The sequence below is a fragment of the Qipengyuania sp. GPGPB31 genome (genome assembly GCF_038396345.1).
Lineage (GTDB): Bacteria > Pseudomonadota > Alphaproteobacteria > Sphingomonadales > Sphingomonadaceae > Qipengyuania > Qipengyuania citrea.
This window is the reverse complement of the sequence record NZ_CP149572.1, coordinates 1,214,253-1,237,848: the sequence shown is the minus strand read 5'-3', so window position 1 is coordinate 1,237,848 and position 23,596 is coordinate 1,214,253. Positions and strand designations below refer to the sequence as shown.

The 23,596-nt window shown below is 64.9% G+C and carries 31 protein-coding genes; 20 read left to right on the top strand and 11 right to left on the bottom strand.

Features of this window, described 5'->3' with window-relative positions; translation table 11 throughout:
• Positions 1-25: 25 nt before the first annotated feature.
• The 7 genes from ruvX to pyrE are packed head-to-tail and all read right to left on the bottom strand — an operon-like array spanning position 26 to position 5,447.
• Positions 26-514, bottom strand: coding sequence for a Holliday junction resolvase RuvX (ruvX, locus tag WKH79_RS06365; RefSeq protein WP_160767192.1), 489 nt, complete (start codon positions 512-514; stop codon positions 26-28).
• The gene (locus WKH79_RS06360) at positions 490-1,728 is read right to left on the bottom strand and encodes a DUF3089 domain-containing protein (RefSeq protein ID WP_341859953.1); all 1,239 of its coding nucleotides are present in this window, start codon (positions 1,726-1,728) and stop codon (positions 490-492) included. The genes ruvX and WKH79_RS06360 overlap by 25 nt, the downstream gene beginning before the upstream one ends.
• Positions 1,718-2,830: an AI-2E family transporter gene (locus tag WKH79_RS06355; RefSeq protein WP_341859952.1), complete on the bottom strand. Its 1,113-nt coding sequence runs from the start codon at positions 2,828-2,830 to the stop codon at positions 1,718-1,720. The genes WKH79_RS06360 and WKH79_RS06355 overlap by 11 nt, the downstream gene beginning before the upstream one ends.
• 25 nt (positions 2,831-2,855) lie before the next feature.
• Positions 2,856-3,710: a signal peptidase I gene (gene lepB / locus WKH79_RS06350; RefSeq protein ID WP_341859951.1), complete on the bottom strand. Its 855-nt coding sequence runs from the start codon at positions 3,708-3,710 to the stop codon at positions 2,856-2,858.
• A gap of 17 nt (positions 3,711-3,727) precedes the next feature.
• Positions 3,728-4,129: a holo-ACP synthase gene (gene acpS / locus WKH79_RS06345; RefSeq protein ID WP_050599338.1), complete on the bottom strand. Its 402-nt coding sequence runs from the start codon at positions 4,127-4,129 to the stop codon at positions 3,728-3,730.
• A complete protein-coding gene (locus WKH79_RS06340; RefSeq protein ID WP_160767190.1) occupies positions 4,126-4,869 on the bottom strand; it encodes a pyridoxine 5'-phosphate synthase in 744 nt (247 codons plus the stop codon). Before WKH79_RS06340 ends, acpS begins: the two co-directional genes overlap by 4 nt.
• Positions 4,866-5,447 (bottom strand): orotate phosphoribosyltransferase, encoded by a 582-nt coding sequence (gene pyrE / locus WKH79_RS06335; protein WP_341859950.1) that lies wholly within the window; start codon positions 5,445-5,447, stop codon positions 4,866-4,868. Before pyrE ends, WKH79_RS06340 begins: the two co-directional genes overlap by 4 nt.
• Positions 5,448-5,657: 210 nt before the next feature.
• On the opposite strand from pyrE, the gene coxB reads away from it, so the two are divergent.
• The 15 genes from coxB (at position 5,658) to WKH79_RS06260 (ending at position 16,954) form a co-directional block, all read left to right on the top strand.
• Positions 5,658-6,698, top strand: a complete 1,041-nt coding sequence (gene coxB, locus WKH79_RS06330) for a cytochrome c oxidase subunit II (RefSeq protein ID WP_050599335.1) — start codon at positions 5,658-5,660, stop codon at positions 6,696-6,698.
• A 30-nt stretch (positions 6,699-6,728) separates the two neighbouring features.
• Entirely contained in the window at positions 6,729-8,438 is a 1,710-nt protein-coding gene (gene ctaD / locus WKH79_RS06325; RefSeq protein ID WP_050599334.1) for a cytochrome c oxidase subunit I, read from the top strand.
• An 85-nt stretch (positions 8,439-8,523) separates the two neighbouring features.
• Positions 8,524-9,483: an alpha/beta hydrolase gene (locus tag WKH79_RS06320; protein ID WP_341859949.1), complete on the top strand. Its 960-nt coding sequence runs from the start codon at positions 8,524-8,526 to the stop codon at positions 9,481-9,483.
• Positions 9,484-9,491: 8 nt separating this feature from the next.
• Entirely contained in the window at positions 9,492-10,424 is a 933-nt protein-coding gene (locus WKH79_RS06315; protein WP_230833517.1) for a heme o synthase, read from the top strand.
• A 124-nt stretch (positions 10,425-10,548) separates the two neighbouring features.
• Positions 10,549-11,121, top strand: a complete 573-nt coding sequence (locus WKH79_RS06310) for a cytochrome c oxidase assembly protein (protein WP_050599375.1) — start codon at positions 10,549-10,551, stop codon at positions 11,119-11,121.
• 66 nt (positions 11,122-11,187) lie between these two features.
• The gene (locus WKH79_RS06305; protein WP_050599332.1) at positions 11,188-12,009 is read left to right on the top strand and encodes a cytochrome c oxidase subunit 3; all 822 of its coding nucleotides are present in this window, start codon (positions 11,188-11,190) and stop codon (positions 12,007-12,009) included.
• Positions 12,009-12,167 (top strand): hypothetical protein, encoded by a 159-nt coding sequence (locus WKH79_RS06300; RefSeq protein WP_341859948.1) that lies wholly within the window; start codon positions 12,009-12,011, stop codon positions 12,165-12,167. Before WKH79_RS06305 ends, WKH79_RS06300 begins: the two co-directional genes overlap by 1 nt.
• A gap of 50 nt (positions 12,168-12,217) precedes the next feature.
• A complete protein-coding gene (locus WKH79_RS06295; RefSeq protein WP_341859947.1) occupies positions 12,218-12,685 on the top strand; it encodes an SURF1 family cytochrome oxidase biogenesis protein in 468 nt (155 codons plus the stop codon).
• Between the two features lie 103 nt (positions 12,686-12,788).
• Positions 12,789-14,180 carry a threonine synthase gene (gene thrC / locus WKH79_RS06290; protein ID WP_341859946.1) on the top strand — a complete coding sequence of 464 codons (1,392 nt, stop codon included), beginning with the start codon at positions 12,789-12,791 and terminating at the stop codon, positions 14,178-14,180.
• The gene (locus tag WKH79_RS06285) at positions 14,180-15,070 is read left to right on the top strand and encodes a class I SAM-dependent methyltransferase (protein ID WP_341859945.1); all 891 of its coding nucleotides are present in this window, start codon (positions 14,180-14,182) and stop codon (positions 15,068-15,070) included. Before thrC ends, WKH79_RS06285 begins: the two co-directional genes overlap by 1 nt.
• Before the next feature lie 10 nt (positions 15,071-15,080).
• Positions 15,081-15,455: a dihydroneopterin aldolase gene (locus WKH79_RS06280; RefSeq protein ID WP_341859944.1), complete on the top strand. Its 375-nt coding sequence runs from the start codon at positions 15,081-15,083 to the stop codon at positions 15,453-15,455.
• Complete coding sequence (locus WKH79_RS06275; RefSeq protein WP_341859943.1) at positions 15,452-15,751, top strand: Rossmann fold domain-containing protein; 300 nt, start codon at positions 15,452-15,454, stop codon at positions 15,749-15,751. Before WKH79_RS06280 ends, WKH79_RS06275 begins: the two co-directional genes overlap by 4 nt.
• A gap of 3 nt (positions 15,752-15,754) precedes the next feature.
• Positions 15,755-15,997 (top strand): MoaD/ThiS family protein, encoded by a 243-nt coding sequence (locus WKH79_RS06270; protein WP_050599326.1) that lies wholly within the window; start codon positions 15,755-15,757, stop codon positions 15,995-15,997.
• Positions 15,990-16,457, top strand: coding sequence for a molybdenum cofactor biosynthesis protein MoaE (locus WKH79_RS06265; RefSeq protein ID WP_341859942.1), 468 nt, complete (start codon positions 15,990-15,992; stop codon positions 16,455-16,457). Before WKH79_RS06270 ends, WKH79_RS06265 begins: the two co-directional genes overlap by 8 nt.
• A gap of 74 nt (positions 16,458-16,531) precedes the next feature.
• On the top strand, positions 16,532-16,954 hold the full coding sequence (locus WKH79_RS06260) for a hypothetical protein (RefSeq protein ID WP_341859941.1): 423 nt from the start codon (positions 16,532-16,534) through the stop codon (positions 16,952-16,954).
• Between the two features lie 62 nt (positions 16,955-17,016).
• On the opposite strand, the gene WKH79_RS06255 is transcribed toward WKH79_RS06260, so the two are convergent.
• Positions 17,017-17,535, bottom strand: a complete 519-nt coding sequence (locus WKH79_RS06255) for a hypothetical protein (protein WP_341859940.1) — start codon at positions 17,533-17,535, stop codon at positions 17,017-17,019.
• 187 nt (positions 17,536-17,722) lie between these two features.
• Between WKH79_RS06255 and rplU the strand changes: the two genes are divergently transcribed.
• The 3 genes from rplU to WKH79_RS06240 all read left to right on the top strand — a co-directional run bounded on the left by rplU (position 17,723) and on the right by WKH79_RS06240 (position 19,181).
• Entirely contained in the window at positions 17,723-18,148 is a 426-nt protein-coding gene (rplU, locus tag WKH79_RS06250) for a 50S ribosomal protein L21 (protein ID WP_050599322.1), read from the top strand.
• Between the two features lie 12 nt (positions 18,149-18,160).
• Positions 18,161-18,430, top strand: a complete 270-nt coding sequence (rpmA, locus tag WKH79_RS06245; RefSeq protein WP_050599321.1) for a 50S ribosomal protein L27 — start codon at positions 18,161-18,163, stop codon at positions 18,428-18,430.
• Between the two features lie 208 nt (positions 18,431-18,638).
• Positions 18,639-19,181 (top strand): GNAT family N-acetyltransferase, encoded by a 543-nt coding sequence (locus WKH79_RS06240; RefSeq protein WP_050599320.1) that lies wholly within the window; start codon positions 18,639-18,641, stop codon positions 19,179-19,181.
• A 68-nt stretch (positions 19,182-19,249) separates the two neighbouring features.
• On the opposite strand, the gene WKH79_RS06235 is transcribed toward WKH79_RS06240, so the two are convergent.
• Positions 19,250-20,128 (bottom strand): metal-dependent hydrolase, encoded by an 879-nt coding sequence (locus WKH79_RS06235; RefSeq protein WP_341859939.1) that lies wholly within the window; start codon positions 20,126-20,128, stop codon positions 19,250-19,252.
• 115 nt (positions 20,129-20,243) lie between these two features.
• On the opposite strand from WKH79_RS06235, the gene WKH79_RS06230 reads away from it, so the two are divergent.
• Positions 20,244-20,843 (top strand): TetR family transcriptional regulator, encoded by a 600-nt coding sequence (locus tag WKH79_RS06230; protein ID WP_050599318.1) that lies wholly within the window; start codon positions 20,244-20,246, stop codon positions 20,841-20,843.
• On the opposite strand, the gene WKH79_RS06225 is transcribed toward WKH79_RS06230, so the two are convergent.
• Positions 20,824-21,567: a folate-binding protein gene (locus WKH79_RS06225; RefSeq protein ID WP_341859938.1), complete on the bottom strand. Its 744-nt coding sequence runs from the start codon at positions 21,565-21,567 to the stop codon at positions 20,824-20,826. The genes WKH79_RS06230 and WKH79_RS06225 overlap by 20 nt on opposite strands.
• 38 nt (positions 21,568-21,605) lie before the next feature.
• Between WKH79_RS06225 and pyrC the strand changes: the two genes are divergently transcribed.
• Positions 21,606-22,643 (top strand): dihydroorotase, encoded by a 1,038-nt coding sequence (pyrC, locus tag WKH79_RS06220; RefSeq protein ID WP_341859937.1) that lies wholly within the window; start codon positions 21,606-21,608, stop codon positions 22,641-22,643.
• On the opposite strand, the gene rarD is transcribed toward pyrC, so the two are convergent.
• On the bottom strand, positions 22,621-23,523 hold the full coding sequence (gene rarD, locus WKH79_RS06215; RefSeq protein ID WP_341859936.1) for an EamA family transporter RarD: 903 nt from the start codon (positions 23,521-23,523) through the stop codon (positions 22,621-22,623). The two genes, pyrC and rarD, sit on opposite strands and share 23 nt — an antisense overlap.
• Between the last annotated feature and the right edge of the window lie 73 nt (positions 23,524-23,596).

Genomic DNA, 23,596 nt, shown 5'->3' with positions numbered 1-23,596 from the left:
GGTCCTGCGCGTTTTCAGCCAATCGCTAGAAACCGCCGCCCGACAGCGTATCGATCGCGCCTTGCAGGATCACGGCCGCGGCATGGCTGTCGATCCGCGCTGCGCGCTTGGCGCGACTCATGTCCTGCCCGATCATCGCCGCTTCGGCGCTGGCGGAGGACCAACGCTCATCCCACAGCAAGACCGGCAGGTCGAGCGCTTCTGCCAGATTGCGGGCATAGGCACGGCTGGCCTGCGCGCGGGGCCCTTCGCTGCCATCCATGTTGCGCGGCAGACCGATCACCACGCCGGCAATCGAGCGTTCGGCAACCAGTTTCCGCAAGGCACCGCAATCCTTGCTGAACTTGCTGCGGGGGAGCGTCTTTCCGGCAGTCGCGTATCGCCATCCGGCATCGCATGTCGCGACCCCGATGGTCTTCGTGCCCAGATCCAGCCCGAGCAAGGCGCCGCCATCGGGCAGCGCATCGCCGTAATCGAGCGCGTTGTCGCTTACGAGGCCCGTGCCGTCGCCCATGCTCTCACCCGTGCGATGACGTCCTCCTGCACATTCTTCCAGAACAGCGGAATATCGTAGACGTGGTAATTGCCGCCCGGCAGCACGCCCTGACCCAGCTCGGGCGGGTCGCCGATATACAGCAGGCCGTTATCGCCGCAGCGCGCGGGCACCGCACCGGTCACCAGTTCGCCCTTCGACAGCGTGTCGTCGGGGACCAGCGTCCCCAGATTGGCGCTGGCGGGCGCAGTGCCATTGGTGCCTCCGGTGATCGGATTGACACACAGGATCGGCCCGTCGCCCCGCGGCTCGCCGTCATAGCCGACGGTCGCTTCGTAACGCCGCATGATCATGTCCGCATCGCCGTCGTCGGAAAAGGCCGACCACGCCAGCAGGCATTGCGGCTGCCCGGGTGCGGCGCAGGCGGGGAACGGCAGGACGGGCAGATCGTGTTCAACCGAAATCGGCCAGCCGGGCGCATAGACCGCGGCAACCCGTTCTGCGACCGGCGTGCCCGCCACCTTTTCCTGCAGCAGCCGCAGGATATGCGAGGCGCCCTGGCTATGCCCGGCAAGCACGATCGGCTTGTCGGCAGCGATGCTGTCGAGGAAATAGTCGAATGCCTGCGCAACATCTGCATAGGCAGCATCGATTGCCTGCTGCGCTTCGGGTCGGTCGGTCAGGAAGGCCCCCGCCGCGGCCTGCCGGTACTTGGGAGCCCAGATCTCGTCGGCGCGGTTGAAGGGGCTGGCAAGCCCGCGCAGGAACAGGCGGGCACGGTTGTCGGTCGTCGCGTCGCCCAGCGCCGCGTTCCAGTCGCCGCCCGCCTGGATATAGCTGGTCGGCGGGACGAAGAAGACGGCGAATTCGGGCAATGCCTGCGGATCGGCCGGTTCGCCGGTGACCGAACCCGTGGTGGCGAGCGGATCATTCCGGTCGAGGCTCTGTTCGGCGGCGGGCGCATCGGGCGAGGGGGTGCGGGCCGCCGGATCGGGGGCGGTCTCGGCGATCGCCGGCTGGTAGCGCGCCGGGTCGCCCGTGCCCAGTCCGGGCCGCGAATACCACATCTGCGGGTCCTGGTAGGCGTTGACGGCGAGCGGGTCCTGCTCGACGAATTCGCCGCGCGGAACGAAGGCGATCTCGGTCGCCTCGCGCGACCAGATGGTCAGCGCAATCGATCCGACGATCACGAGAACGATGCATACGGCTATAAAATACAGGAACTTACGTGCCATTTACGGCTTCCTTTCCACGTTTTTCGCCGTTGGTCCTCTCGGCCCTGCGTTCGAGCGCGACCTTGATCATCGCGAGCAGGGGGTCGGCCAGGAACAGGCCGAGGATGCCGAAGAGGATTCCCATGATCAGCTGGAATGCCAGCACCAGCGCGGGCGCCAGATCGACCGTTTTCTTGGCGATCATCGGGATGACGACATAGCCGTCGAAGTTCTGGACGAAGAAATAGACCGCGATGGTGTAGATCCCCATCTCCACCCCGCCCGAGAACCCGACCAGCATCATCAACGCGCCCGAGATGATCGCTCCAAGATTGGGGACGAAGGCAAGCAGGCCGGTAAGGATCGCCAGCAGCGCGGCCATCGGCACTGCGCCGATTCCGATCAGCGGCGCGACCCAGGCCAGCATGATGTAGGTGAACACCGCTTCCACGACCATGCCGAGCAGGCGCCCGGCCATCAGCCGCCGCATGGTGCTGCCCATCTTCGACGCGGTGACATAGAACCGGTCGCGATGTTCGCGCGGCATCATCCAGGCGACACCGCGTTCGTAAAGCTGCGGATCGACCGCGACATAGATCCCGATGACCAGAATCAGCAGGATCGTCGCTGCCCCGCCGAGTATCCCGCCCAGGGCCCGGGTGACGGTGCTGATGCCGCTGCCGATATTGCCGAGATAGTTCTGCAGCCGCGCCTCTTCGATCGCGAACCCCTGCGTACGGGCCCAGGCGAACAGCTCGTTGATCTGGCGTTCGATGATGGCGGGAAATTGCGCAGCTTCCTGCGAAATGGTCGAGCCGGCGAAATAACCGAGCCACACCAGGAAGGCGAGCGTTCCCGCCAGCACGATGGCGACGCGCCAAACGCGGGCGATCGGCAGGACGCGGGCAAGCAGGCGCGCGCCGCCCTCGATCATCGAGGCGAACACCATCGCGCCGAAAATCACCAGCAGCGGCCGCGCGATCCACACCGCGAGCACCGCGGCGCCGACGATGCCGACCCAGACCATCGCGCGCGAGACTTCGTGGCGAATGCGTGGATCGTCGATCCGCGAAGGGCTGGTACCGAGATCGTTGTCGCGGAAATCCTGCGTGTCGTCGGCCATACGCTTCCCCTGTGTGGTCAGGACCCTAGCGCTCGGCAGCGGGTTTTCGTTCCGCGATCGCCGGGCGCAGGGTGGACCACGCGCGGCCTTCGCGCAGGCTCGTCCACCAGGTCACCGGATTGAGCGAGGTCGTGCCGTCGAGCGAGAAGGTGATGAATTCCGCGCGCCCGCCGATATTCTCCAGCGGAACGGGGCCCAGCAGGCCTTGCGGATGCGCAAGTTCGCGGCTGTCGGAAGAGTGATCACGGTTGTCGCCCATCACGAAGACATGGCCTTCGGGAATCGTGATCTCGGCAAAATTGTCGAGTTGCTGGTTCTGGTGGTCGATCACGAGATAGGTGGCGCCATTGGGCAGCGTTTCGCGCAGGACCGGTACGCGGCAGACGTCGTCCCCCGCAGCGTTCTGCGCGCGGAAATCGTCGAACCCGAAGCCGTCGCAGCGCGAATTGGCGTCGAGCGGCAGTGCGATCGCGGGCTCGACCTTCTGTTCCACCGGTGCGCCGTTGAGGGTGATGCGCCCGTTCTGGACCGCAATCCGGTCGCCCGGCAACGCTACCACGCGCTTGATGTAATCCTCGTCGCGTTCGGGATGCACGGGAATGACGATATCGCCATATTCGGGTGTCGATCCCATCACCCGCCAGTCGCCCCGCGGGGCGAGGTGGAAGCTGACCGAGCTCCAGTTCCAGCCATAGGGATATTTGCTCACCACCAGCCGGTCGCCCACCAGCAGGTTCGGCATCATCGATTCCGACGGGATGTAGAACGGTTTGGCGATGAAGCTGTGAAAGGCGAACACCGCGAGCAGCATCACGGCCAGCCCGCGGATTTCGGCGATCCAGTCGACCTTGTCGTCGGATGTGTCGGTTTTGGTTTTCACTGCTGCCGTGCCGCTGGTCACTGGGGGAGGGCCTCGATGATGACGTAGGCCTGCGCCCATGGATGGTCGTCAGTGAGGGTAAGATGAATGCGCGTCTCATGGCCGGGCGGCACCATTTCCGCAAGCACGATCGCCGCGCCCCCGGTCAGCGACAGCGTCGGAGCGCCCGAGCGCGCGTTGACCACGCCGATGTCCTTCATGAAGACCCCGCGGCGAAACCCGGTGCCGACCGCCTTGGAGAACGCCTCCTTAGCGGCGAAGCGCTTGGCATAGGTGCCCGCAATGGTGAACGGGCGCCGCCGCGCCTTGGCGCGTTCGATCTCGGTGAAGACGCGGTTTTCGAACCGTTCGCCGAAGCGGTCGAGCGAGTTCTGGATGCGCTCTATATTGCAGAGGTCGGAACCGAGGCCGATGATCATGCGCGTGCTTCGTCCATCAGGTCGCGCATCCGCCGGACCGCGGCTTCCAGCCCGACGAAGACCGCTTCGCCCACCAGATAGTGGCCGATGTTGAGTTCGGCGAGTTCGGGGATGGCGGCGATGGGCTTTACATTCTCGTAGGTGAGACCGTGGCCGGCATGGGGTTCGATACCCATTTCGCGGGCGAGTTTCGACATGCGGGCGATCCGTTCGAGTTCGCGCGCGGCGCGCTCGCTGTCGCCGTCGAGGCCGGCATGGGCATATTCGCCGGTGTGGAATTCGACCACTGCCGAACGCAGCCGCTGCGCTGCTTCGAGCTGGCGTTCGTCTGCCTCGATGAACAGCGACACCCGAATGCCGTGGTCGGCCAGCTTCCACACGATCGGCGCGAGCTGGTTGTGCAGGCCGGCCGCATCGAGCCCGCCCTCGGTGGTGCGTTCCTCGCGTTTCTCGGGCACGATACAGGCGGCATGCGGCTTGTGCGCAAGCGCGATCGCCAGCATTTCTTCCGTGCCTGCCATTTCGAGGTTCAGCGGCAGGTCGGTGGCTTTCTGTATCCGTTCGAGATCGTCGTCGCGGATATGCCTCCGGTCTTCGCGCAAGTGGGCGGTGATCCCGTCGCCGCCGACCGCGGCTACGATCTCGGCCGCGCGCACCGGGTCCGGATGATCGCCGCCGCGTGCGTTGCGGATCGTGGCGACGTGGTCGATATTGACCCCGAGGCGCAGCCGTTCGCTCACGCCTTGCGGCTCCCAGGTTTGGTCACGGGGATGGCCGCCAGTTCCTCGGGCAGCTCGTCATCGGCATAGGTCGGGAAATTGATGTCGATCAGGGGATAGAACGGCACGCCGAGTTCGGCCGTGCCATTGCTGCGATCGATCAGGGCGACTTCGGCGACCACCTCGCCGCCTTCGCGCGCAACCGCGGCAATCGCCTCGCGGCTCGACAGGCCGGTGGTGACCACATCCTCGACCATCAGCACCTTGGCCCCGGGCTCGAGCCGGAACCCGCGCCGCAAGTGGAATTCGCCATCGGGCCGCTCGAGGAACATCGCGTCCTTACCCAGAGCGCGGCCCATTTCCTGGCCGATGATGATGCCGCCCATCGCCGGGCTGATCACGGCATCGATCTGGCTCCGTGTTTCGCGCGGGATCTTCTGCGCCAGCGCAAACGCCAGCCGCCCGGCGCGATCGGGGTTCATCAGCACGCGTGCGCATTGCAGATAGTGGCCGCTGTGCCTCCCGCTCGACAGTTTGAAATGGCCTTCGAGCAGGGCTTCGCTGGCGCGGAATTCGTGGAGGATTTCTTCTTCGGTCATGATGCATCGGTCCAAAGCGCCTCGCGCCCGATTGCGCAAGAGGCAAAGCTGGTTGCACATTTTTATCGGCCACCCGCTTGAGGCATCTGCATTCCCTGCCTATAGGCGGGCGCAATCGGGCCCAAAACGAGGGCGTTTCCGCCATGCAGGCGGGATTTGACTGCGCCGGCGAGCCCGTATCGAGACACGACACGAAAGAGTGCCAAGACGATGAAAATTCTCGGCTCCCTCAACGGGTTCCAACGGATCGCAGCCAGCCTGGCCATGGCCGCTACGCTGGCCTTCGGCGCACCGGGCGCAATCGCGCAGGATGCGGCTACCGCACAGCTCGAAGCTGTCGATCCGGCCGTGGCTGCCGATGCCTCGAACGAAGACGTGGCCGCCGGTTCGAGCGCCTACGTCCCGATGAAGCCGACCGAAGGCAAGGGTATGCCGGTGGCTGCGGGCATCGATGTGCAGGACCAGTTCTCGCCCATCGGCCAGCAGGCCAATGCGCTGCATATCGGCCTCGTCTGGGTCATGGCGCTGATCAGCCTCTTCGTGCTGGCGCTGTTCGTCTACGTCATCCTGCGCTTCAACAAGCGCGCCAATCCGGTGCCGTCGAAGACCAGCCACAACACCACGATCGAAGTTATCTGGACCGTGGTTCCCGCCCTGATCCTGCTGGGTATCGCCGTGCCGTCGATCGGCCTGCTGAGTGCACAATACCAGTCGCCGCCGAAGGATGCGATCACCGTCAAGGCGATCGGTTACCAGTGGTACTGGGGCTACGCTTATCCCGACAATGGCGATTTCGAAGTCGTCTCGAACATGCTGACCGAGGAAGAGGCCGCTGCGCGGGGCGAACCGCACCAGCTCGCGGTCGACAATCGCATGGTCGTGCCGGCGGGTGTCCCGATCCGTTTCCAGACGACCGCTGCCGACGTGATCCACTCGTTCGCCGTGCCCAGCCTGTGGTTCAAGCTCGACGCCATTCCCGGTCGCTTGAACGAGAAGATCCTCCAGATCGACGAACCCGGCGTCTATTACGGCCAGTGTTCGGAGCTTTGCGGCGCGCGTCACGGTTACATGCCGATCGCGGTCGAGGCGCTGCCGATGGACCAGTACAACGCATGGGTGCTTGCCCAGGGCGGGACGATCGCAGGCGCTGCCGATACCGGCATCGCAGCCGATCCGGCCGCCGCGCCCCTGCAGGAACCCGAAAGCGCGGTTCCCGGTGCCGCTGGTGCCGGCGCAGCCCCGACCGTCTAAGATTTACGTTTAGCTCGAGAGTATAGCACGATGGCTACCACCGCCGACAGCTTCCAGGCCCACACCGAAGACCATGCGCATGACGACCATCATGTGCCCGGGTTCTTCGCGCGGTGGTTCATGTCCACCAACCACAAGGACATCGGGACGCTCTACCTGATCTTCGCGATTATCGCGGGGATCGTGGGTGGAGCGATTTCGGGCATCATGCGTCTGGAACTGGCCGAGCCCGGCATCCAGTATCTGCAGTGGTGGGCCGAATTCATGGGCGGCACGTCGGACTTCGACACCTCGCTGCACATGTGGAACGTGTTCATCACCGCCCACGGCCTGATCATGGTCTTCTTCATGGTCATGCCCGCCATGATCGGCGGCTTCGGCAACTGGTTTGTGCCGCTGATGATTGGCGCGCCCGACATGGCCTTCCCGCGCATGAACAACGTCAGCTTCTGGCTGACCGTCGCCGGCTTCGTTTCGCTGCTGTTCTCGCTCTTCGTGCCGGGCGGTACGGGGCCGGGCGCAGGCACGGGCTGGACCGTCTATGCGCCGCTCTCGACCACCGGCTCGCAGGGCCCTGCAGTCGATTTCGCGATCTTCTCGCTGCACCTTGCCGGTGCCGGTTCGATCCTTGGCGCGACCAACTTCATCACCACCATCTTCAACATGCGTGCGCCGGGCATGACCTTGCACAAGATGCCGCTGTTCGTATGGTCGGTGCTGGTCACCGCCTTCCTGCTGCTGCTGGCGCTGCCGGTGCTTGCAGCCGCAATCACCATGCTGATCACCGACCGCAACTTCGGAACGACCTTCTTCGATCCGGCCGGTGGCGGCGACCCGGTGCTGTACCAGCACCTGTTCTGGTTCTTCGGTCACCCCGAAGTCTACATCATGATCCTGCCGGGCTTCGGCATGATCTCGCAGATTGTCTCGACCTTCAGCCGCAAGCCGGTCTTCGGTTACCTCGGCATGGCCTATGCCATGGTTGCCATCGGCGTGGTCGGCTTCGTCGTGTGGGCGCACCACATGTACACCGTCGGTCTCGACGTGAACACGAAGATGTACTTCACCGCCGCCACCATGGTCATCGCAGTGCCGACCGGGGTGAAGATCTTCAGCTGGATCGCCACGATGTGGGGCGGGTCGATCGAATTCAAATCGCCCATGGTGTGGGCGATCGGGATGATCTTCCTGTTCACCGTCGGCGGTGTGACGGGCGTGTACCTGGCCAATGGCGGTGTCGACGATGTCGTCCACGACACCTACTTCGTGGTCGCGCACTTCCACTACGTGCTGTCGATGGGTGCCGTGTTCTCGCTCTTCGCCGGGTTCTATTACTGGTTCCCCAAGATGAGCGGCCGGATGCACTCCGAACTGCTGTCGCACCTGCACTTCTGGGTATTCTTCATCGGCGTGAACGTGATCTTCTTCCCGCAGCACTTCCTGGGTCTGCAGGGCATGCCGCGCCGCTATCCCGACTATGCCGAGGCCTATGCCTACTGGAACGAGATCAGCTCGATCGGCTATATGATCATGGCGGCTTCGATGGTCTTCTTCTTCGTCAACATCGTCTATGCCTTCGTGGCGGGCAAGAAGGTCGGCAACAATCCGTGGGGCGAAGGCGCCACCACGCTCGAATGGACGCTGAGCAGCCCGCCGCCGTTCCACCAGTTCGAGACGCTGCCGGTCATCGAGGACCATCACACCGCTCACGATCACATGAGCAAGCCGCAGCCCGCTTAAGCAGCTGCGAAAGACTGGACACGAAAGAGCGGCCGGTCCCATGGTGGACCGGCCGTTTTTCTTTGCTTGCCCGGAGTCTGAGCGAATGCCCCAGATGCGTACCATCGATACCGGTTCAGCCAGCCTGCGCTGCGCCGTCGAAGGCGAAGGCCCGTTGGTCATCATGGTCCACGGCTTTCCCGAGAGTTGGTACAGCTGGCGGCACCAAATCGGCCCCGTCGCGGACGCGGGTTTCACCGCCTGCGCGATCGACGTGCGCGGTTACGGCGGATCGGACAAGCCAGAGCCGGTTGGCGCCTATGCCATGGAACATATCGTCGGCGATCTGGTGGGCCTGCGCGAAGCCCTTTCGCCCGGCGCCCCGGCGGTGCTTGTCGGCCACGACTGGGGGGCGCCGATCGTGTGGAATTCCGCGCTGACGCATCCCGGTCATTTTCGCGCGGTGGCAGGGCTGTCGGTCCCGTTCGCCGGCGTGCCGAACCGGCCATTCACCGAAGTCTTTCGCGAACATTTCACCAGCCAGGGCAAGTTCTTCTACCAGGAATATTTCCAGGAGCCGGGGGTGGGCGAGGCCGAAGCGGAACGCGACCCCCGCGATTTCGTGCAGCGGATGATGTATTCGATCAGCGGCGATGTGCCGCCGGGCGACTATTGGGACAAGCCGCTGGGTGCGACCTTCCTCGAGGGGCTGCCCGATCCCGCGCCGGTAGCCTGGCTGACCGAGGACGATCTCGATTTCTACGAGGCCGAATTTCGCGCGTCGGGCTTTCGCGGACCGCTCAACCGCTATCGCAACCATGAAACCGATTTCGAATGGCTGCAGCAGTGGAACGGCAAGCGCATCGAGCAGCCCGCCCTGTTCATCGGCGGAACCCGCGATCCCGCCACCTTCCTGTTCGGCGCGATCGAGGATCCGGTGGCGCTCATCCGCATGTTCGCACCGCGCATCGAAGGTCACGTGCTCGACGGCGTCGGTCACTGGACGCAGCAGGAACGGCCCGAAGCGGTAAATACGATCCTGATTGACTGGCTAAAGCGCCTGTAACGCCTTATATGGCGACCGATCCCATGACCCAGACCGTCCCCACCCAGCTCCCCGCCGAATGGCGCGATTTCTTTGCGCTGACCAAGCCGCGCGTGATGAGCCTTGTTATCTTCACCGGCCTGTGCGGGCTGCTCGCCGCGCCGGGCACTATCAATCCCATCCTGGGCTTTACCGCGGTGCTATGCATCGCGCTGGGTGCGGGCGGGGCAGCAGCGCTGAACCAGTGGTGGGAAGCCGACATCGACGCGGGGATGAAGCGCACTGCGGCCCGCCCGCTGCCCGCGGGGCGGATGAACCGCACCGATGCGCGCGACTTCGGCGTCCTGATCGCTGCCGCTTCGGTGATGATCATGGGCCTGGCGCTCAACTGGCTGGCGGCCGCGATCCTGGCGTTTTCCGTGTTCTATTACGCGGTCATCTACACGGTCTGGTTGAAGCCGCGCACGCCGCAGAACATCGTGATCGGTGGCGGGGCGGGGGCCTTTCCGCCGCTGATCGGGTGGGTCGCGGTGACCGGCGATATCACGCTGATGCCGGTGCTGCTGTTCCTCATCATCTTCATGTGGACGCCGCCGCATTTCTGGGCGCTCGCGCTGTTCGTGAAGACCGATTATGCCAATGTCGGCATTCCGATGATGCCGGTCGTCCGGGGTGAAACCTCGACGCGCCGTCAAATCTTCGCCTATGCCGTATTGCTCGTGCCGGTCGCGGCCGCCCCGTGGTTCATCGGCGGGACGGCTTACGTTTACGGTGTTGCTTCGCTTGCGCTGTCGCTTGCCTTCCTTGCGCTTTCGGTTCCGGTCGCTTTTCGGCAGACTGGTACCAATGACACGATGAAGCCCGAAAAGCGCCTGTTCGCTTTCAGCATCATCTATCTGTTCGCCCTGTTCGCCGCGCTGGTGGCCGACCGGGTAATGGCCAATCAGGGATGGATCGCATGACGCCCGAAGAAGAAACCGAATTCAAGCGCCGGCAGAAGAGCCGCAACCTCGTGGTTGGCGGTATCCTGCTGTTCCTCGCCGTTCTTTTCTATGTGATAACCATCGCTAGGATGTGAGCTTCGCCATGACCGCTGCTACTCTCGATACCCGCAAGAACCGCACCGCTCTGCTCGCTTTCGGTGGTGCACTGGCCATGCTCGGTCTGGGCTACGCAGCAGTGCCGCTCTACCAGTTGTTCTGCCAGGTTACCGGCTTCGGCGGTACGACGCAGCGCGCGACCGAGAGCGATGCGGCCATCGCCGAACGTCTTGGCGCCAGTGCCGGCGGGCGGACGATCTCGATCCGTTTCGACGGGACGACTGCGGGCGATGTGCCCTGGAGCTTCCGCCCCGAACAGGTCACCGACACCGTGACGATCGGTCAGCGCGACATGGCTATCTACCTCGCGAAGAACGAATCCGACGAGGCCATCACCGGGACCGCGACCTTCAATGTCGAACCCGAGCAGGCCGGGGCCTATTTCAACAAGATCCAGTGCTTCTGTTTCACCGAGCAGGTGCTGCAGCCGGGGCAGGAAGTGCGCATGCCGGTGCTCTATTTCGTCGATCCGAAGGCGCTCGACGATCCCAACATGGACGGGGTGGAGCAGATTACCCTGTCATATACTTTCCACCGGGCGCTGGAATCTGCCGAGTAGCCCCTAGACCCCAGCGCATTGGCGCATTAAGGGCACCCGCAAAGCGAAACCCAGGACGCGAGTACTATGGCTGGCAACGTCAATCACGAATATCACATCCTCGAACCCGATATCTGGCCCTTCGTCGGCTCGTTCTCGGCGCTGACCTTCACCAGCGGCATGGTGCTCTACATGCACGAAATGGCCAGCGCGCATCTCGTGCTCGGCCTCGGCATCGCCGGCCTGATCGCGACCTTCTTCGCCTGGTTCAGCAACATCGTGAAGGAAGCCGAACGCGGCGACCACACGCCGATCGTCCAGCTGCACATGCGCTACGGCATGATCCTGTTCATCGCCTCGGAAGTGATGTTCTTCGTCGGCTGGTTCTGGAGCTGGTTCGATTTCGCGCTGTTCCCGAGCGAGTTGTCCGATGTCGTGGGCGGGACTTTCCCGCCTGCTGCCATCGAATACGTGATCGATCCTTTCAGCCTGCCGCTGCTCAACACGCTGATCCTGCTGTGTTCGGGCACCACCGTCACCTGGGCGCACCATTCGCTGATCCACGGCGACCGCGATGGACTGAAGAAGGGCCTGTGGCTCACGATCATCCTGGGCGCCGTGTTCACCGCGATCCAGGCCTACGAATACGCCGCAGCGCCGTTCGAATTCGGCGGCAACACCTACAGCTCGGCCTTCTACATGGCGACGGGCTTCCACGGTTTCCACGTCCTCGTCGGAACGATCTTCCTGATCGTCTGCCTCGTGCGGACCTACAAGGGCCACTTTACCCCGCGTCAGCACTTCGGCTTTGAAGCTGCGGCATGGTACTGGCACTTCGTCGACGTGGTGTGGCTGTTCCTGTTCATCACCGTCTACGTCTGGGGTGGCTGGGGCGCCGCCGTCCACTGATGGCTGCCGACAGGCTCGAACAACAGGAAGGGCAGCCCGGCACCGCCGTGGCTGCCCTTCTTGGTTCTTGCCCCACGGTGGATAAACCAATGCCGACCCTGAAATCCTTCGCGGGCGGAAATAGTCGTATCGCGATCCCGGAGAGCAGCGCGCTGTGAGACGCATTCCGATATTCGCCACGGTCATCGTAGCCGCCGCCATTGCGGTCATGATCGCGCTCGGTTTCTGGCAGCTCGGCCGGATGGAGGAAAAGGACGCGCTGATCCAGCGCGCCGAACGGTCACTGGAGATGGCGGAGCCGGTCGGCTATCCGCGCGATCCGGCCCTGGCGGAGGAGTTGCTGTATCGCCGGACCGAGGTGACCTGCGCCGAGGTGGTCGGGATCAACACCGTCGCCGGGACCAGCCTGCGCGGCGAAAAGGGCGTCGCCCACCGCGCGACATGCGCGCTGCCCAGCGGCGAACAGGTCCGCATCGACCTGGGATTTTCGCGCAATCCCGCGCCGGTCGAATGGGTAGGGGGGCGGTTGGCGGCACCATTGCGCCGGGCGGCCGGATCGTCGCCGCGCAAGGCGTGGCCGGTCTTGCCCCGCTGGCGCCGCCCGATCCACGCGATTTGCCCAACAACCACCTTGCCTATGCGGGCCAGTGGTTCTTTTTCGCGCTCACCGCGCTGATCATCTACATCCTCGCGCTGCGGCGCCGTGCCACGCGGGCTAGGGACGTTTAAAGAGCCGCTTGCTTGCCCGCCCCGGCATGCCCCGCTAACCGCCTATCCCGATGAAATATGTCTCCACCCGCGGCAGCGCTCCGTCGCTCGATTTCGCCGGCGTCACGCTCGCCGGTCTGGCCAGCGATGGCGGGCTCTATGTCCCGGCACAGTGGCCGCGCATCACGCATGACGAAATCGCCGCGATGCGCGGTCTGCCCTACAGCGAACTGGCCGCGCGGGTGATGCAGCCCTTCGTCGGCGATTGCCTGACGCCCGAGCGGCTGCGCGAACTGACCGCCAAGGCTTATGGCCGCTTCGCCCATGCGGCCGTGACCCCGCTGACCCAGCTCGACGAGCGGCAATGGCTGCTCGAACTGTTCCATGGCCCCACGCTCGCCTTCAAGGACGTCGCGCTGCAATTGCTCGGCCTGTTGTTCGAGGAGTTCCTCGCGCGCGAGGATGGCAGCCTGACCATCGTCGGGGCTACCAGCGGCGATACGGGAAGCGCCGCGATCGATGCGGTGGCGGGGCTCGACCGGGTCGAGATATTCATGCTGCATCCCAAGGGCCGCGTCAGCGATGTCCAGCGCCGCCAGATGACCACCGTGCGCGCCCCCAATGTCCACAACATCGCGATCGATGGCAGCTTCGACGACGCGCAGGCGATGGTGAAGCGCATCTTCGCCGATCGCGACGTGACCGACACCCACCGGATCGGCGCGGTCAATTCGATCAACTGGGCGCGGTTGATGGCGCAGGTGGTCTATTATTTCGCCGCTGCGCTGCAACTGGGCGGGCCCGACCGCAAGGTGGCGTTCAGCGTCCCGACGGGCAATTTCGGCGATGTCTTCGCCGGCCATGTCGCGGCGCAGATGGGCCTGCCGATAGAGCGGCTGATCGTGGCGACCAACGTCAACGACATCCTGCACCGCGCGCTCAGCGCCGGCGACTATTCGGCCGGGGAGGTGACACCCACCGCTGCGCCCAGCATGGACATTCAGGTCAGTTCCAATTTCGAGCGGCTATTGTTCGATGTCGGCGGGCGCGACGGGATCGCTCTGGCCGAGCAGATGCGCGGGTTCGAAAGCGCACGCGCAATGCAGCTAACCAATGCGCAGCGCGAAGGCGCGTCTGCGCTGTTCACCAGCATGCGCGCCGACGAGGACGACATGGCGCGGGCCATGCGCTGGGCATGCGAGGATTGCGCGGAAATCGTCGATCCGCACACTGCGATCGGCTTGCACGCGGCGCGCGTGGCCGAACTGCCGCATGACGTCCCTGTGGTCACGCTGGCCACCGCGCATCCGGCGAAGTTCCCCGATGCGGTCGAGCGGGCGACGGGCACGCGGCCGGGGCTGCCGGCCCGGGTCGGCGATCTGTTCGCGCGCGAAGAAGCCTATCGCGAGCTTCCCGGCACCTATGAAGCCGTGCGCGACCATATCGTGGGGCATTCGGCCTGATGGCCCAAATGCGGCGCGATCCGGTGCTGATGGTCGGCGAAGGCTGGGACGCCTATCGCCTGCTCGACAGCGGGCACGGGCGCAAGTTCGAACAATATGGTGACTACCGCTTCATCCGCCCCGAACCGCAGGCGATGTGGTCGCCGCGCATGCCCGAATGGGACGCGCATGGCGAATTCGTCCCCGGCAGCGACGAGGACGGCGGTGGCCGCTGGCAGTTTGCGCGCGACGTGCCGCAGGATGGCTGGACGCTGCGCTGGGGCGACGAAGCGCGCTTCACGGCGCAATGCACGCCGTTCCGGCACCTCGGCTTCTTCCCCGACATGGCCCCGGTGTGGGAATGGATGGGCCGGCAACTCGGCGATGCGCGCGATGCCGAAACGATGAACCTGTTCGGCTATACCGGCGTGGGCACGCAGGCGCTCAGCCGCTTCGGCCGTGTGACGCATGTCGATGCGAGCAAGAAATCGGTCGCCCAGGCGCGCGAGAACGCCGCCATGGCGGGGCTCGATGAGCGTCCCATCCGCTGGCTGGTCGAGGATGCGATGAAGTACGCGGCACGCGAAGTGCGACGCGGGCGCCGCTATGACGGCATCATTCTCGATCCGCCGAAGTTCGGGCGAGGGCCGGATGGCGAGGTGTGGCGGCTCGAGGAAGGATTGCCGGAGCTCGTGTCCGATTGCCGCCAGTTGCTCGATGCCGACAGCCGGTTCCTTTTCCTGACCGTCTATGCCGTTCGCATGAGCAGCCTCAGCCTGGCCGGCCTGCTTCAGGAACTGTTCGCCGAACTGCCGGGCACGATCGAACATGGCGATCTGGCGGTGGAGGAGGATGGCAGCGGACGGCTGTTGCCCACCGCGATCTTCGCGCGCTGGTCGAATCCGCGCTAGGACGCTGCCCATGGACGATTCGCTGATCCTCGAAGTGGCCGATTTCGAGCACGACGTGCTCACCGGCATCTATTCCGAAGAAACCGGCCGGCCGCAGCCGCTGCGCTTTACCATCCAGGCGCAGATGAAGCCGCTGCGCCGCTATGATCCCGACACTTCGCTCGATCATTCGAAGAACTACATGGATCTCAAGTTCGCCGCCTCGGAAGCCTTGCCCGAAGGCGTCCATTTCAAGCTGATCGAGGCGGTCGCCGACCATGTTTGCGAAACGCTGTTCCTGCAGGACCGGCGCATTACCGCAGTGACGGTCAAGATCGTCAAGCTGGCGATTGCGGAGGCGGACGAGATGATCGGCATCACGCTCCACCGCGAGCGGCGTGAATGAAACGGATCGCGGTGGACGGCCTGCCTGGCGATCCGCTTGCGGCTGCGGCGCTGTTCCACGGACAATGGCTGCCGCAGGCGGAGGATGCCCTGGCCGGGGGCGATGACGCCGTCCTCGTCCTCCCATCGGCCGATCACACCCACCGCGAATGGCGGCGGGCGATCGTTGTCGCCCTGGCGCGCAAGCATGCGCCGCGCCGGATCAACATGATCGCGGGGGAAGGCGCGGCGCTCGCCGCGATCGAAAGCTACCTTGCAACGGCGCCCGGCGTGACCGGCCAATATCTGGAAGCCTGAACCATGGGCGTGCGTATCCTTTTCCTCGGTCCGTTGCGCGATCTCGCCGGGCAGGACGAATGCGAAGTCGCAGCGCCGCTCGGTTGGGACGGTCTGCTGGCCGCGGTGAACCCCGCGGTTGCCGAACAGCTGCGCGAGGCGCGGGTCAATCTGGCTTGCGCAGGCAAGGTGCTGGCGGACAAGACCCAGCTGTCGGCGCGGGATGGCGACGAGGTTGCATTGTTGCCGCCGGTGAGCGGTGGCTAGGCTCGTTCTCCAAACGCCGCTCGATGTCCGCGTGCTCGAGAAGGGGCTGTCCGTGGGAGAGGCACTGGCCGCCTTCAACGCGGCACAGGGCGCGGCCGGGGCGGTGGTCTCCTTTTGCGGCAAGGTCCGGCCGGACGGCGACGTAAAGGCGCTCGAACTGACGCAGTACGAACCGCTTACGCTCAGCGGCATGCTGGACCTCGCGCAGGCGGCAAAGATGCGCTTCGGGCTCGAAGGCGCGCTTGCCTGGCACCGCGTGGGGGTGATGACACCGGGTGAGGCGATCGTGCTGGTGGCTACCGCAGCACGGCATCGGCGCGATGCATTCGCCGGTGCCGATTACCTGATGGACCATCTCAAATCGGCGGCGTGGTTCTGGAAACGCGAGAAACGCGGCGATGCATGGCACTGGATCGAGCCGCGGGAACAAGATCATGCCGATCTGGAGCGCTGGAAATAAATTCCGTTCGTTGATCGAGATCAAGGAATCGTCGGCCGCTCGGGCGCATCAAGGCTTCAACAAAGGAGCCCGCCATGTCCAAGCATTTCACTCGCGAACTCGTTGCCGAACAAGCCGCCATCGTTGCGGCGCCCAAGACCATGCCCGAGACCGACCGCAGTTTCGAACTGCCCAAGGGTCTCTATATCGCGACGGTGGGCCTGTATCTGGGCTTTCTTGCAGTGATGGCTACGGGTCTTTCGACGCCGGGGCTGATCATCCCGATGGTCATCTTCACGCTGTTTATCGTCGCCGGCTTCGGCCTGCCCGCGCTGTGGACACGGATCGGTCCCGAGCATCGCGGGCGCAACATGAGCTGGGCGAAGCTCGTAAGCCAGGGAATCGTCACGCATACGGGCCGCGTGAAGGCGGGGGACGCCGCAGTCCAAATGCTGATCCTGCCGGCGCTGATCTTTTGCTGGGGCATTGCCACGGTGACGATCGCCGCCTTCGTATAGGCACCTTTCCGGGGGGGGGACGCGGGGCCGGGCAACCGGCTCCGCGTTTTTCGTATGCGCGATCAGCGGATTTGTGCGCGCAGCCTGGCCAGCACGTCGTCTTCCTCGCGCACCAGCGCGATGACGGTCTCCCGCGCTGCTGCGATCGCGGCGCTGTCCTGCGCCTGGACGGTCGCAGCGGTATAGAGGATATCGAGATCGCCCAGCGCCGTCGCGGCAATGCTGCGCGCCGAATCGAGATCGGCGAGGGCCACTTGCGCCGTCGCCCAGCTATCGCTGCCGATCGCGCTGCCGGCGGCGGCGCCGACCCTGCGCTCGGCTGCCGGGACGGCACCGGTGAACTCGGCATGCGCCCCGCGCGCCTGCTCGACGAGTGCAGCAAGCCGCTCATCAAGGCTGCCCGACATCGTTACCGGAACTTGCGGAACCTCCAGCTGTCGCCCCGGGACGGGCTCGAACGTGCCTTCGGCGCGCTCCACATCGCGTGTCGCCAGCGAAGGGTAGCGTTCGGACGCGGTGCCCGCGCAGCCGGCCAGCAGGAATATGGCGAGGGGGAGGGCGAAAAGCTTGCGATCGATCATCCTGTCTTCCATATCACGCAGGCCGCAGCGCACCAGCGGGGATGCAAAATTCCTCGCGGCGAGCGTTGACTTGCGGCAACCTATCGCTTAACGGCACGCTTCTTTCCGGGGCTGCTTCATGTAGCCTGACGGGCGCGCCGTGCATCGCAAGATCACGGCACAGCAATTTGAACGAGAGATAACCACCATGTTCGCAGTAGTGCGCACGGGCGGCAAGCAGTACCGGGTTGCCGCCGGAGACAAGATCGCGGTTGAGAAGCTGGCTGGCGAAGCCGGCGATACCATCACGCTGGGCGACGTCCTGCTCGCAGGCGAAGGCGATTCGCTTTCGGATGCCGGCAAGGTTACCGTTTCGGCGGAGATCATCGCACAGGCCAAGAGCGAAAAGGTGATCGTTTTCAAGAAGCGTCGCCGTCACAACTATCGCCGCAAGAACGGTCACCGCCAGCAGATGACGCTGCTGCGGATCACCGACGTCGGTGCCGGTTCGGCCAAAAAGGCCGCGCCGAAGAAGGAAGCCGCTCCCAAGGCCGATGCCGCGGAAGACAAGGCTCCTGCCAAGAAGGCTGCGCCCAAGAAGGCCGCTGCCAAGACGACTGAAGCCAAGAAGTAAGGAGCGCGGACGATGGCACATAAAAAAGCAGGCGGTTCGTCGCGTAACGGTCGTGATTCGGCCGGTCGTCGCCTTGGTGTGAAGAAGTTCGGCAGCGAGAACGTCATCGCCGGCAACATTATCGTGCGTCAGCGCGGCACCAAGTACTATCCGGGCAGCAATGTCGGCATGGGCAAGGATCACACCCTGTTCGCGCTTACCGACGGCAAAGTCCGCTTCCACAAGGGCAAGCTCGACCGCCAGTTCGTCTCGGTCGACATGATGGCCGAAGCCGCCGAGTAAACCGGACGCTCCGATAACGGGATCGTCCAAACGGGACGGTCCCAGCCGGGTCCACGATCCGGCAACCGAAGAGGGAGATGGGGCCGACCCGTCTCCCTCTTGTCGTTTCTCCTTCTTCGATTTCGCGGCGAAATTTTCTTTCGCCATCACGCAATTGTCACGCGTCCGGCCTAGGAGCCCGGAGCGTGGACCGAAGGGGAGATTACCTATGTTCCATGTGACCAAACGGCTGCTGTTGCGGCCGGCATGGCCCGAAGATGCCGAAGCGCTGCTGGGCGGAATCGCCGATGAGGCGATCGTCCGCAATCTTGCCAGCGCGCCGTGGCCCTATCTCCCCAAACACGCCCGCGAATTCGTCATGCGCCAGCACGACCCGCGCTATCCGGTCTTCCTCGTTACCCTGCCCACGGGCAGCGGCTCCGAAGTGATCGGCTGCATCGGCATCGATCCCTGCGACAGCGCAGATGCCGAGATCGGGTATTGGATCGCACGGCCCCATTGGGGCCAGGGCTACGCCAGCGAAGCGGGCCGCGGCGCGCTCGAAGTGGCGCGCCTTCTCGGCCACCAGCGGATCGAGGCGGGGCATTTCGTCGACAATCCGGCATCGGGCCGCGTGCTGCGCAAGATCGGCTTCCTGCCCACCGGCCGGGTCGCGCCCCGTGCGAGCCGTGCACGGGGCGGCGAAGCACCCTGCAAGCTCTTCAGCCTCGACCTGCGCGCCGATGCCCGCGCGCGGCCGCAGGCCGCCTGAAGCCAGGCAAGAGAAAGGCCCCGCAGGCGCTGTACCTGCGGGGCCTTTCTTCGTTCAGCTACGAAGCCTTACTCGGCGGGCATCAGCGCGTCGCTGAAATCGCCTTCGTACAGCTTGATCAACTCGCGGTCGTCATGATCCCACGGGTGGAAGCCCGGCTTGAAATAGGCCAGCCACGCGGGGAAGATCCGGCGCACGATGCCCGGGCTGACGGTGAGATATTTGAACAGGCCCCACTTCGCCTTCCAGCCGGTGATACCGTCCTGTTCGAGCAAAGCGAGCGCATCGGCCCAGCGGTTCTTGAAAAAGCGCGCAGTAACCGTGAGCATGACGAGGCTGCGCACGCGCCAGCGCTTGCCTGCGGTCCAGTCCTTGGTGGCGTGGTTCCAGGTGTCGAAAGCGACGCCCTTGTGCTCGATCTCCTCGGCCGCATGCCAGCGCCACATATCGCGCACTTCCTTGTCGGCGGCGGCGAAATGCTTCGGATTGGCGAGGAATTCGGCTGCCATCATCGCGGTGTAATGCTCGAGCGCCATGGTCACCGCCAAGTTCGCGATAGCCGGGCGCCCCTTGGTCAGCGCGAGCAATTCCGCCACCCGCGCGTCGATTGTCTTGATGTCGTAGCCCGCGTCCTCGGCCAGCCGATTGAAGGCGATATGTTCGCGGGTGTGGTTGATTTCCTGCTTCACAAAGGCGCGGATCTCGCTCTCGAGCTTGGGATTGGCGCCTTCGCGATGCGCCTTGACCGCCTCGATGAAGAAGGCTTCGCCGCGAGGGAAGGTGGCCGACAGGGCATTGTGCCAGGCAGTGCCGAAGGGTTCGCCCGCCCACCAGCGCCGCGGGCTGGTGCCGCGATTGAAGCGCTCGTCGCGCACGGTGATGGTCAGATCGGCCGGGGTCGGCGCGGTGTCACGCAAGTCGGTATCGATCGTAACGGGGGCGTTCATCAAAAGCTCCTCGGGATTAACTGACATTGATGTAAGTAAGGCCTACTTACATTGCTGTCAATAAATTGGCGTCACGCCTTTCGCGGCCCTGCGCAATGGGTTACCGCACCGGTCAATGGCCACGCGCAAACGACTATCGCCCGAGGAATCGCGACTTGCAGCGCTCGAGGCGGCACGCGTGCTGTTGATCGAAGCGGGGCCGCAATCGGTGACGTTGAAGGCGGTAGGCGCGCGCATCGGCCGCACCCATGCCAATCTGCTACACCATTTCGGATCGGCGGCGGGCCTGCAGAAGGCGTTGGCCGGCCATCTTGCCAAGACGGTGTGCGACACGATCATCGAGGCGGTCCGGGCGAGCCGCGCGGGTCTCGGATCGCCGCGCGAGGTGGTCGACCTGGCGTTCGACGCATTCGACAAGGAAGGCGCTGGCGCACTCGCCAGCTGGATGATCCTGACCGGCAACGAGGACGCGCTGACCCCGATCGTCGAGACCATCCATCAGCTGGTCGATGAAATCGCGCCCGAGGAAGCCGCGCATGGCGCTGCCCCGACGCAGGTGCATGAAGAGACATTGGCGCTGGTGCTGATGGCCATGGGCGATGCGCTGATCGGCACCGCGCTGTCACGCTCGCTCGGGCTTCCCGAAACAGCCGCGCGCGACCGGGCCGAGCGCATGCTCACCCGGTCGATGGATATCACTCTGCCGCAGGGCTGAGCGCGTCGCGCATCCATTCCGGTGCGCTGTCCGCGTCGATTGCATCCACCCGCAGATGGTCCACCGCCAGGCTGAGATCGGGGTAATCCGCCTTGCGCCGCTTGTCGTCGGAACGCTCGAGCGGGACTACCACCAGCCGCCGGTTGACCTTGCTGCGCCAATTCATCCGGGCGGTGTTCTCCTGCCCGATATAGCAGCCCTTGCCGAAGCTGACGCCGTGCAGTTCGGCGGCGTTGGTTTCCAGCCACAGGATGTCGCCCAGTTCGGCCCGGCCTTCGGGCACGCCCAGCGCGAGGCGGTGCGCCCGCCAGTCGGCGTCCGCTGCTTCATCGCTGTCGGCAACTGGCGCCAGCCAGCGCTGCCCGAGCGCGGCCAGTCGCGGGTCGGCAGCACCGCCATCGCCCATCTCAGCCTGCCAGTGCACGGCCACGCCTGCATCGACCGCGATCGCGATCTTGCGGCGCAGGCGGTAGAGCGACAGCCGCTTGGCCAGATCCTCGGCCGCCTCGGCTTCGCAATCGATTAGCACTTCCCCGGCGGCGCCGGGCCATACGAGGAAATCGAACAGCGTCTTGCCCTGCGGCGTCAGCAGGCCGGCATAGGCGGGCAGGGTCCCCGTGACATCATTCGTCACCAGTCCCTGCAGGAAGGCAATGACATCTTCGTCGGGGTCTTCGCTGGTAAGGCGGACGATGGCTCGGTCGAACAGGCGGGTGGCAGTCATGGGTGACAGATAGGCCGCCCGACGCCATAGGCAACCACATGGTCGAATCGTTGACAATCCGCCGCCCCGACGACTGGCATCTGCATTTCCGCGATGGTGACACGATGCGCGCCGTGGTCCCGCAGACCGCGCGCCAGTTCGCCCGCGCCATCGTGATGCCCAATCTTGCGCCGCCGGTGACCACCACCGCGCTTGCCGCAGCCTATCGCGACCGGATCCTAGCCGCAGTGCCCGCGGGCCTGGATTTCACTCCGCTGATGACCGCTTACCTGACCGACGAGAGCGACGCGGACGATCTCGCCGCAGGCCATGCCGACGGCGTGCTGACCGCGGCCAAGCTCTATCCCGCCGGCGCCACCACCAATTCCGCGCACGGCGTTACCGACGTCGCCAACATCATGGGCGTGCTCGAACGCATGGCCGATATCGGCATGCCGCTGTGCGTCCATGGCGAAGTGACCACGCCCGATATCGACATCTTCGACCGCGAGGCGGTGTTCATCGACCGCGTGCTGCAGCCGCTGGTCGATCGGCTGCCTATGCTGCGCGTGATCTTCGAGCATATCACCACCATGCAGGCGGTCGGCTTCGTGGAAAGCGCGGGTCCCAATGTCGCGGCGACGATCACCCCGCAGCACCTGCAGATCAACCGCAACGATATCCTCGTCGGCGGCATTCGCCCGCATCTCTATTGCCTCCCGGTGGCCAAGCGCGAACAGCACCGGCTGGCGCTGCGCGGCGCGGCGACCAGCGGATCGGCCAAGTATTTCCTCGGCACCGACAGTGCGCCGCACCACCGGCATACCAAGGAAACCGCCTGCGGCTGCGCTGGCATCTTCAACGCGCCCTTTGCGCTGGAAAGCTATGTCCAGGTGTTCGAGGACGAGGGCGCGCTCGACCATTTCGAAGCCTTCGCCAGCCTCAACGGCCCCGCTTTCTACGGCCTCGCACCGAACGAAGAGCGGATCACGCTGGAAAAGGCGCGGGTGGAAGTGCCGGCGGAAGTCGATGGCGGCGAGGCGCGGATCGTGCCCTTCCACGCGGGCGAGACGCTCAGCTGGCGGCTGGCTTCCTAGTCCGCGCGACGAGGTCCCACACGAAAATCGCTGCGGCCGCCCAGATGCAGGCAAAGCAGGCGGCCTGGACGGGCTTCAGCTCTTCGCCGAACACGGTCAGTCCCAGAACGAAAACGATGCTGGGAGCGAGGAACTGGATGAAGCCGAGCATCGAATAGGGTAGCTTGCGCGCGGCAATCGCGAACAGCAGCAGGGGGAAGGCGGTCACCACGCCGCCGGCCATGATCGCCAGGCTGAGTTCGGTCGAAACGGCGAAGGACGATCCCTGCGTCTGCGCGTAATACCATGCGACCGCGAGCGATGGCAGCAACAGCAGCGCCGATTCGATCGTCAGCCCGGGGACCGAACCGACGTCGAGTTGTTTGCGGATGAGCCCGTAGGACCCGAAGCTCAACGCCAGCGTCAGGCTGATCCACAGCGTGGTGAGCGCGCCCGCGGCCAGCAGGGAAACACCGATCCCGGCAAGCCCCGCCGCGGCCCATTGCGGGCGCGAGAGCTTCTCGCCGAGCAATACGGTGCCCAGCAGCACGTTGACCAGCGGGTTGATGTAATAGCCGAGGCTGGCGGCATAGACCTGCCCGTTCTGAATCGCCCAGACATAGACCACCCAGTTCACCGCGATCAGCGTCGCGCTCAGCGCCAGCAGGCCGAGCGTCCGGCGATTGGCCAGCGCGGCGCGCAGGTCGGGGCCCTGACGGCGGGCGAGCACGATCAGCAGGCACAGCGGCATGGTCCAGATGATTCGCCAGCCGACGAATTCGAACGCCGGGACGCTGCGGACAAGGATCAGGTAGAGTGGCAGGAAGCCCCAGATGACATAGGCGCTGAACGCCGCGGCAAGGCCCGTGCGGTCGGTCTGGGGTGGGGCGCTGGCGTTCATTTTCGCGCGCTAGGCCCCCGCGAACACGCCCGCAAGCGGCAATTCGTCGACGCGGAAGCGTCGGCCTGCCGGA

Coding starts and splice junctions, on each gene's coding strand:
- ruvX (WP_160767192.1), bottom strand. CDS start 514: ATGGGCGACGGCACGGGCCTCGTAAGCGACAACGCGCTCGATTACGGC.
- WKH79_RS06360 (WP_341859953.1), bottom strand. CDS start 1,728: ATGGCACGTAAGTTCCTGTATTTTATAGCCGTATGCATCGTTCTCGTG.
- WKH79_RS06355 (WP_341859952.1), bottom strand. CDS start 2,830: ATGGCCGACGACACGCAGGATTTCCGCGACAACGATCTCGGTACCAGC.
- acpS (WP_050599338.1), bottom strand. CDS start 4,129: ATGATCATCGGCCTCGGTTCCGACCTCTGCAATATAGAGCGCATCCAG.
- pyrE (WP_341859950.1), bottom strand. CDS start 5,447: ATGACCGAAGAAGAAATCCTCCACGAATTCCGCGCCAGCGAAGCCCTG.
- coxB (WP_050599335.1), top strand. CDS start 5,658: ATGAAAATTCTCGGCTCCCTCAACGGGTTCCAACGGATCGCAGCCAGC.
- ctaD (WP_050599334.1), top strand. CDS start 6,729: ATGGCTACCACCGCCGACAGCTTCCAGGCCCACACCGAAGACCATGCG.
- WKH79_RS06320 (WP_341859949.1), top strand. CDS start 8,524: ATGCCCCAGATGCGTACCATCGATACCGGTTCAGCCAGCCTGCGCTGC.
- WKH79_RS06315 (WP_230833517.1), top strand. CDS start 9,492: ATGGCGACCGATCCCATGACCCAGACCGTCCCCACCCAGCTCCCCGCC.
- WKH79_RS06310 (WP_050599375.1), top strand. CDS start 10,549: ATGACCGCTGCTACTCTCGATACCCGCAAGAACCGCACCGCTCTGCTC.
- WKH79_RS06305 (WP_050599332.1), top strand. CDS start 11,188: ATGGCTGGCAACGTCAATCACGAATATCACATCCTCGAACCCGATATC.
- WKH79_RS06300 (WP_341859948.1), top strand. CDS start 12,009: ATGGCTGCCGACAGGCTCGAACAACAGGAAGGGCAGCCCGGCACCGCC.
- WKH79_RS06295 (WP_341859947.1), top strand. CDS start 12,218: ATGATCGCGCTCGGTTTCTGGCAGCTCGGCCGGATGGAGGAAAAGGAC.
- thrC (WP_341859946.1), top strand. CDS start 12,789: ATGAAATATGTCTCCACCCGCGGCAGCGCTCCGTCGCTCGATTTCGCC.
- WKH79_RS06285 (WP_341859945.1), top strand. CDS start 14,180: ATGGCCCAAATGCGGCGCGATCCGGTGCTGATGGTCGGCGAAGGCTGG.
- WKH79_RS06280 (WP_341859944.1), top strand. CDS start 15,081: ATGGACGATTCGCTGATCCTCGAAGTGGCCGATTTCGAGCACGACGTG.
- WKH79_RS06275 (WP_341859943.1), top strand. CDS start 15,452: ATGAAACGGATCGCGGTGGACGGCCTGCCTGGCGATCCGCTTGCGGCT.
- WKH79_RS06270 (WP_050599326.1), top strand. CDS start 15,755: ATGGGCGTGCGTATCCTTTTCCTCGGTCCGTTGCGCGATCTCGCCGGG.
- WKH79_RS06260 (WP_341859941.1), top strand. CDS start 16,532: ATGTCCAAGCATTTCACTCGCGAACTCGTTGCCGAACAAGCCGCCATC.
- WKH79_RS06255 (WP_341859940.1), bottom strand. CDS start 17,535: ATGATCGATCGCAAGCTTTTCGCCCTCCCCCTCGCCATATTCCTGCTG.
- rplU (WP_050599322.1), top strand. CDS start 17,723: ATGTTCGCAGTAGTGCGCACGGGCGGCAAGCAGTACCGGGTTGCCGCC.
- rpmA (WP_050599321.1), top strand. CDS start 18,161: ATGGCACATAAAAAAGCAGGCGGTTCGTCGCGTAACGGTCGTGATTCG.
- WKH79_RS06240 (WP_050599320.1), top strand. CDS start 18,639: ATGTTCCATGTGACCAAACGGCTGCTGTTGCGGCCGGCATGGCCCGAA.
- WKH79_RS06235 (WP_341859939.1), bottom strand. CDS start 20,128: ATGAACGCCCCCGTTACGATCGATACCGACTTGCGTGACACCGCGCCG.
- WKH79_RS06230 (WP_050599318.1), top strand. CDS start 20,244: ATGGCCACGCGCAAACGACTATCGCCCGAGGAATCGCGACTTGCAGCG.
- WKH79_RS06225 (WP_341859938.1), bottom strand. CDS start 21,567: ATGACTGCCACCCGCCTGTTCGACCGAGCCATCGTCCGCCTTACCAGC.
- pyrC (WP_341859937.1), top strand. CDS start 21,606: ATGGTCGAATCGTTGACAATCCGCCGCCCCGACGACTGGCATCTGCAT.
- rarD (WP_341859936.1), bottom strand. CDS start 23,523: ATGAACGCCAGCGCCCCACCCCAGACCGACCGCACGGGCCTTGCCGCG.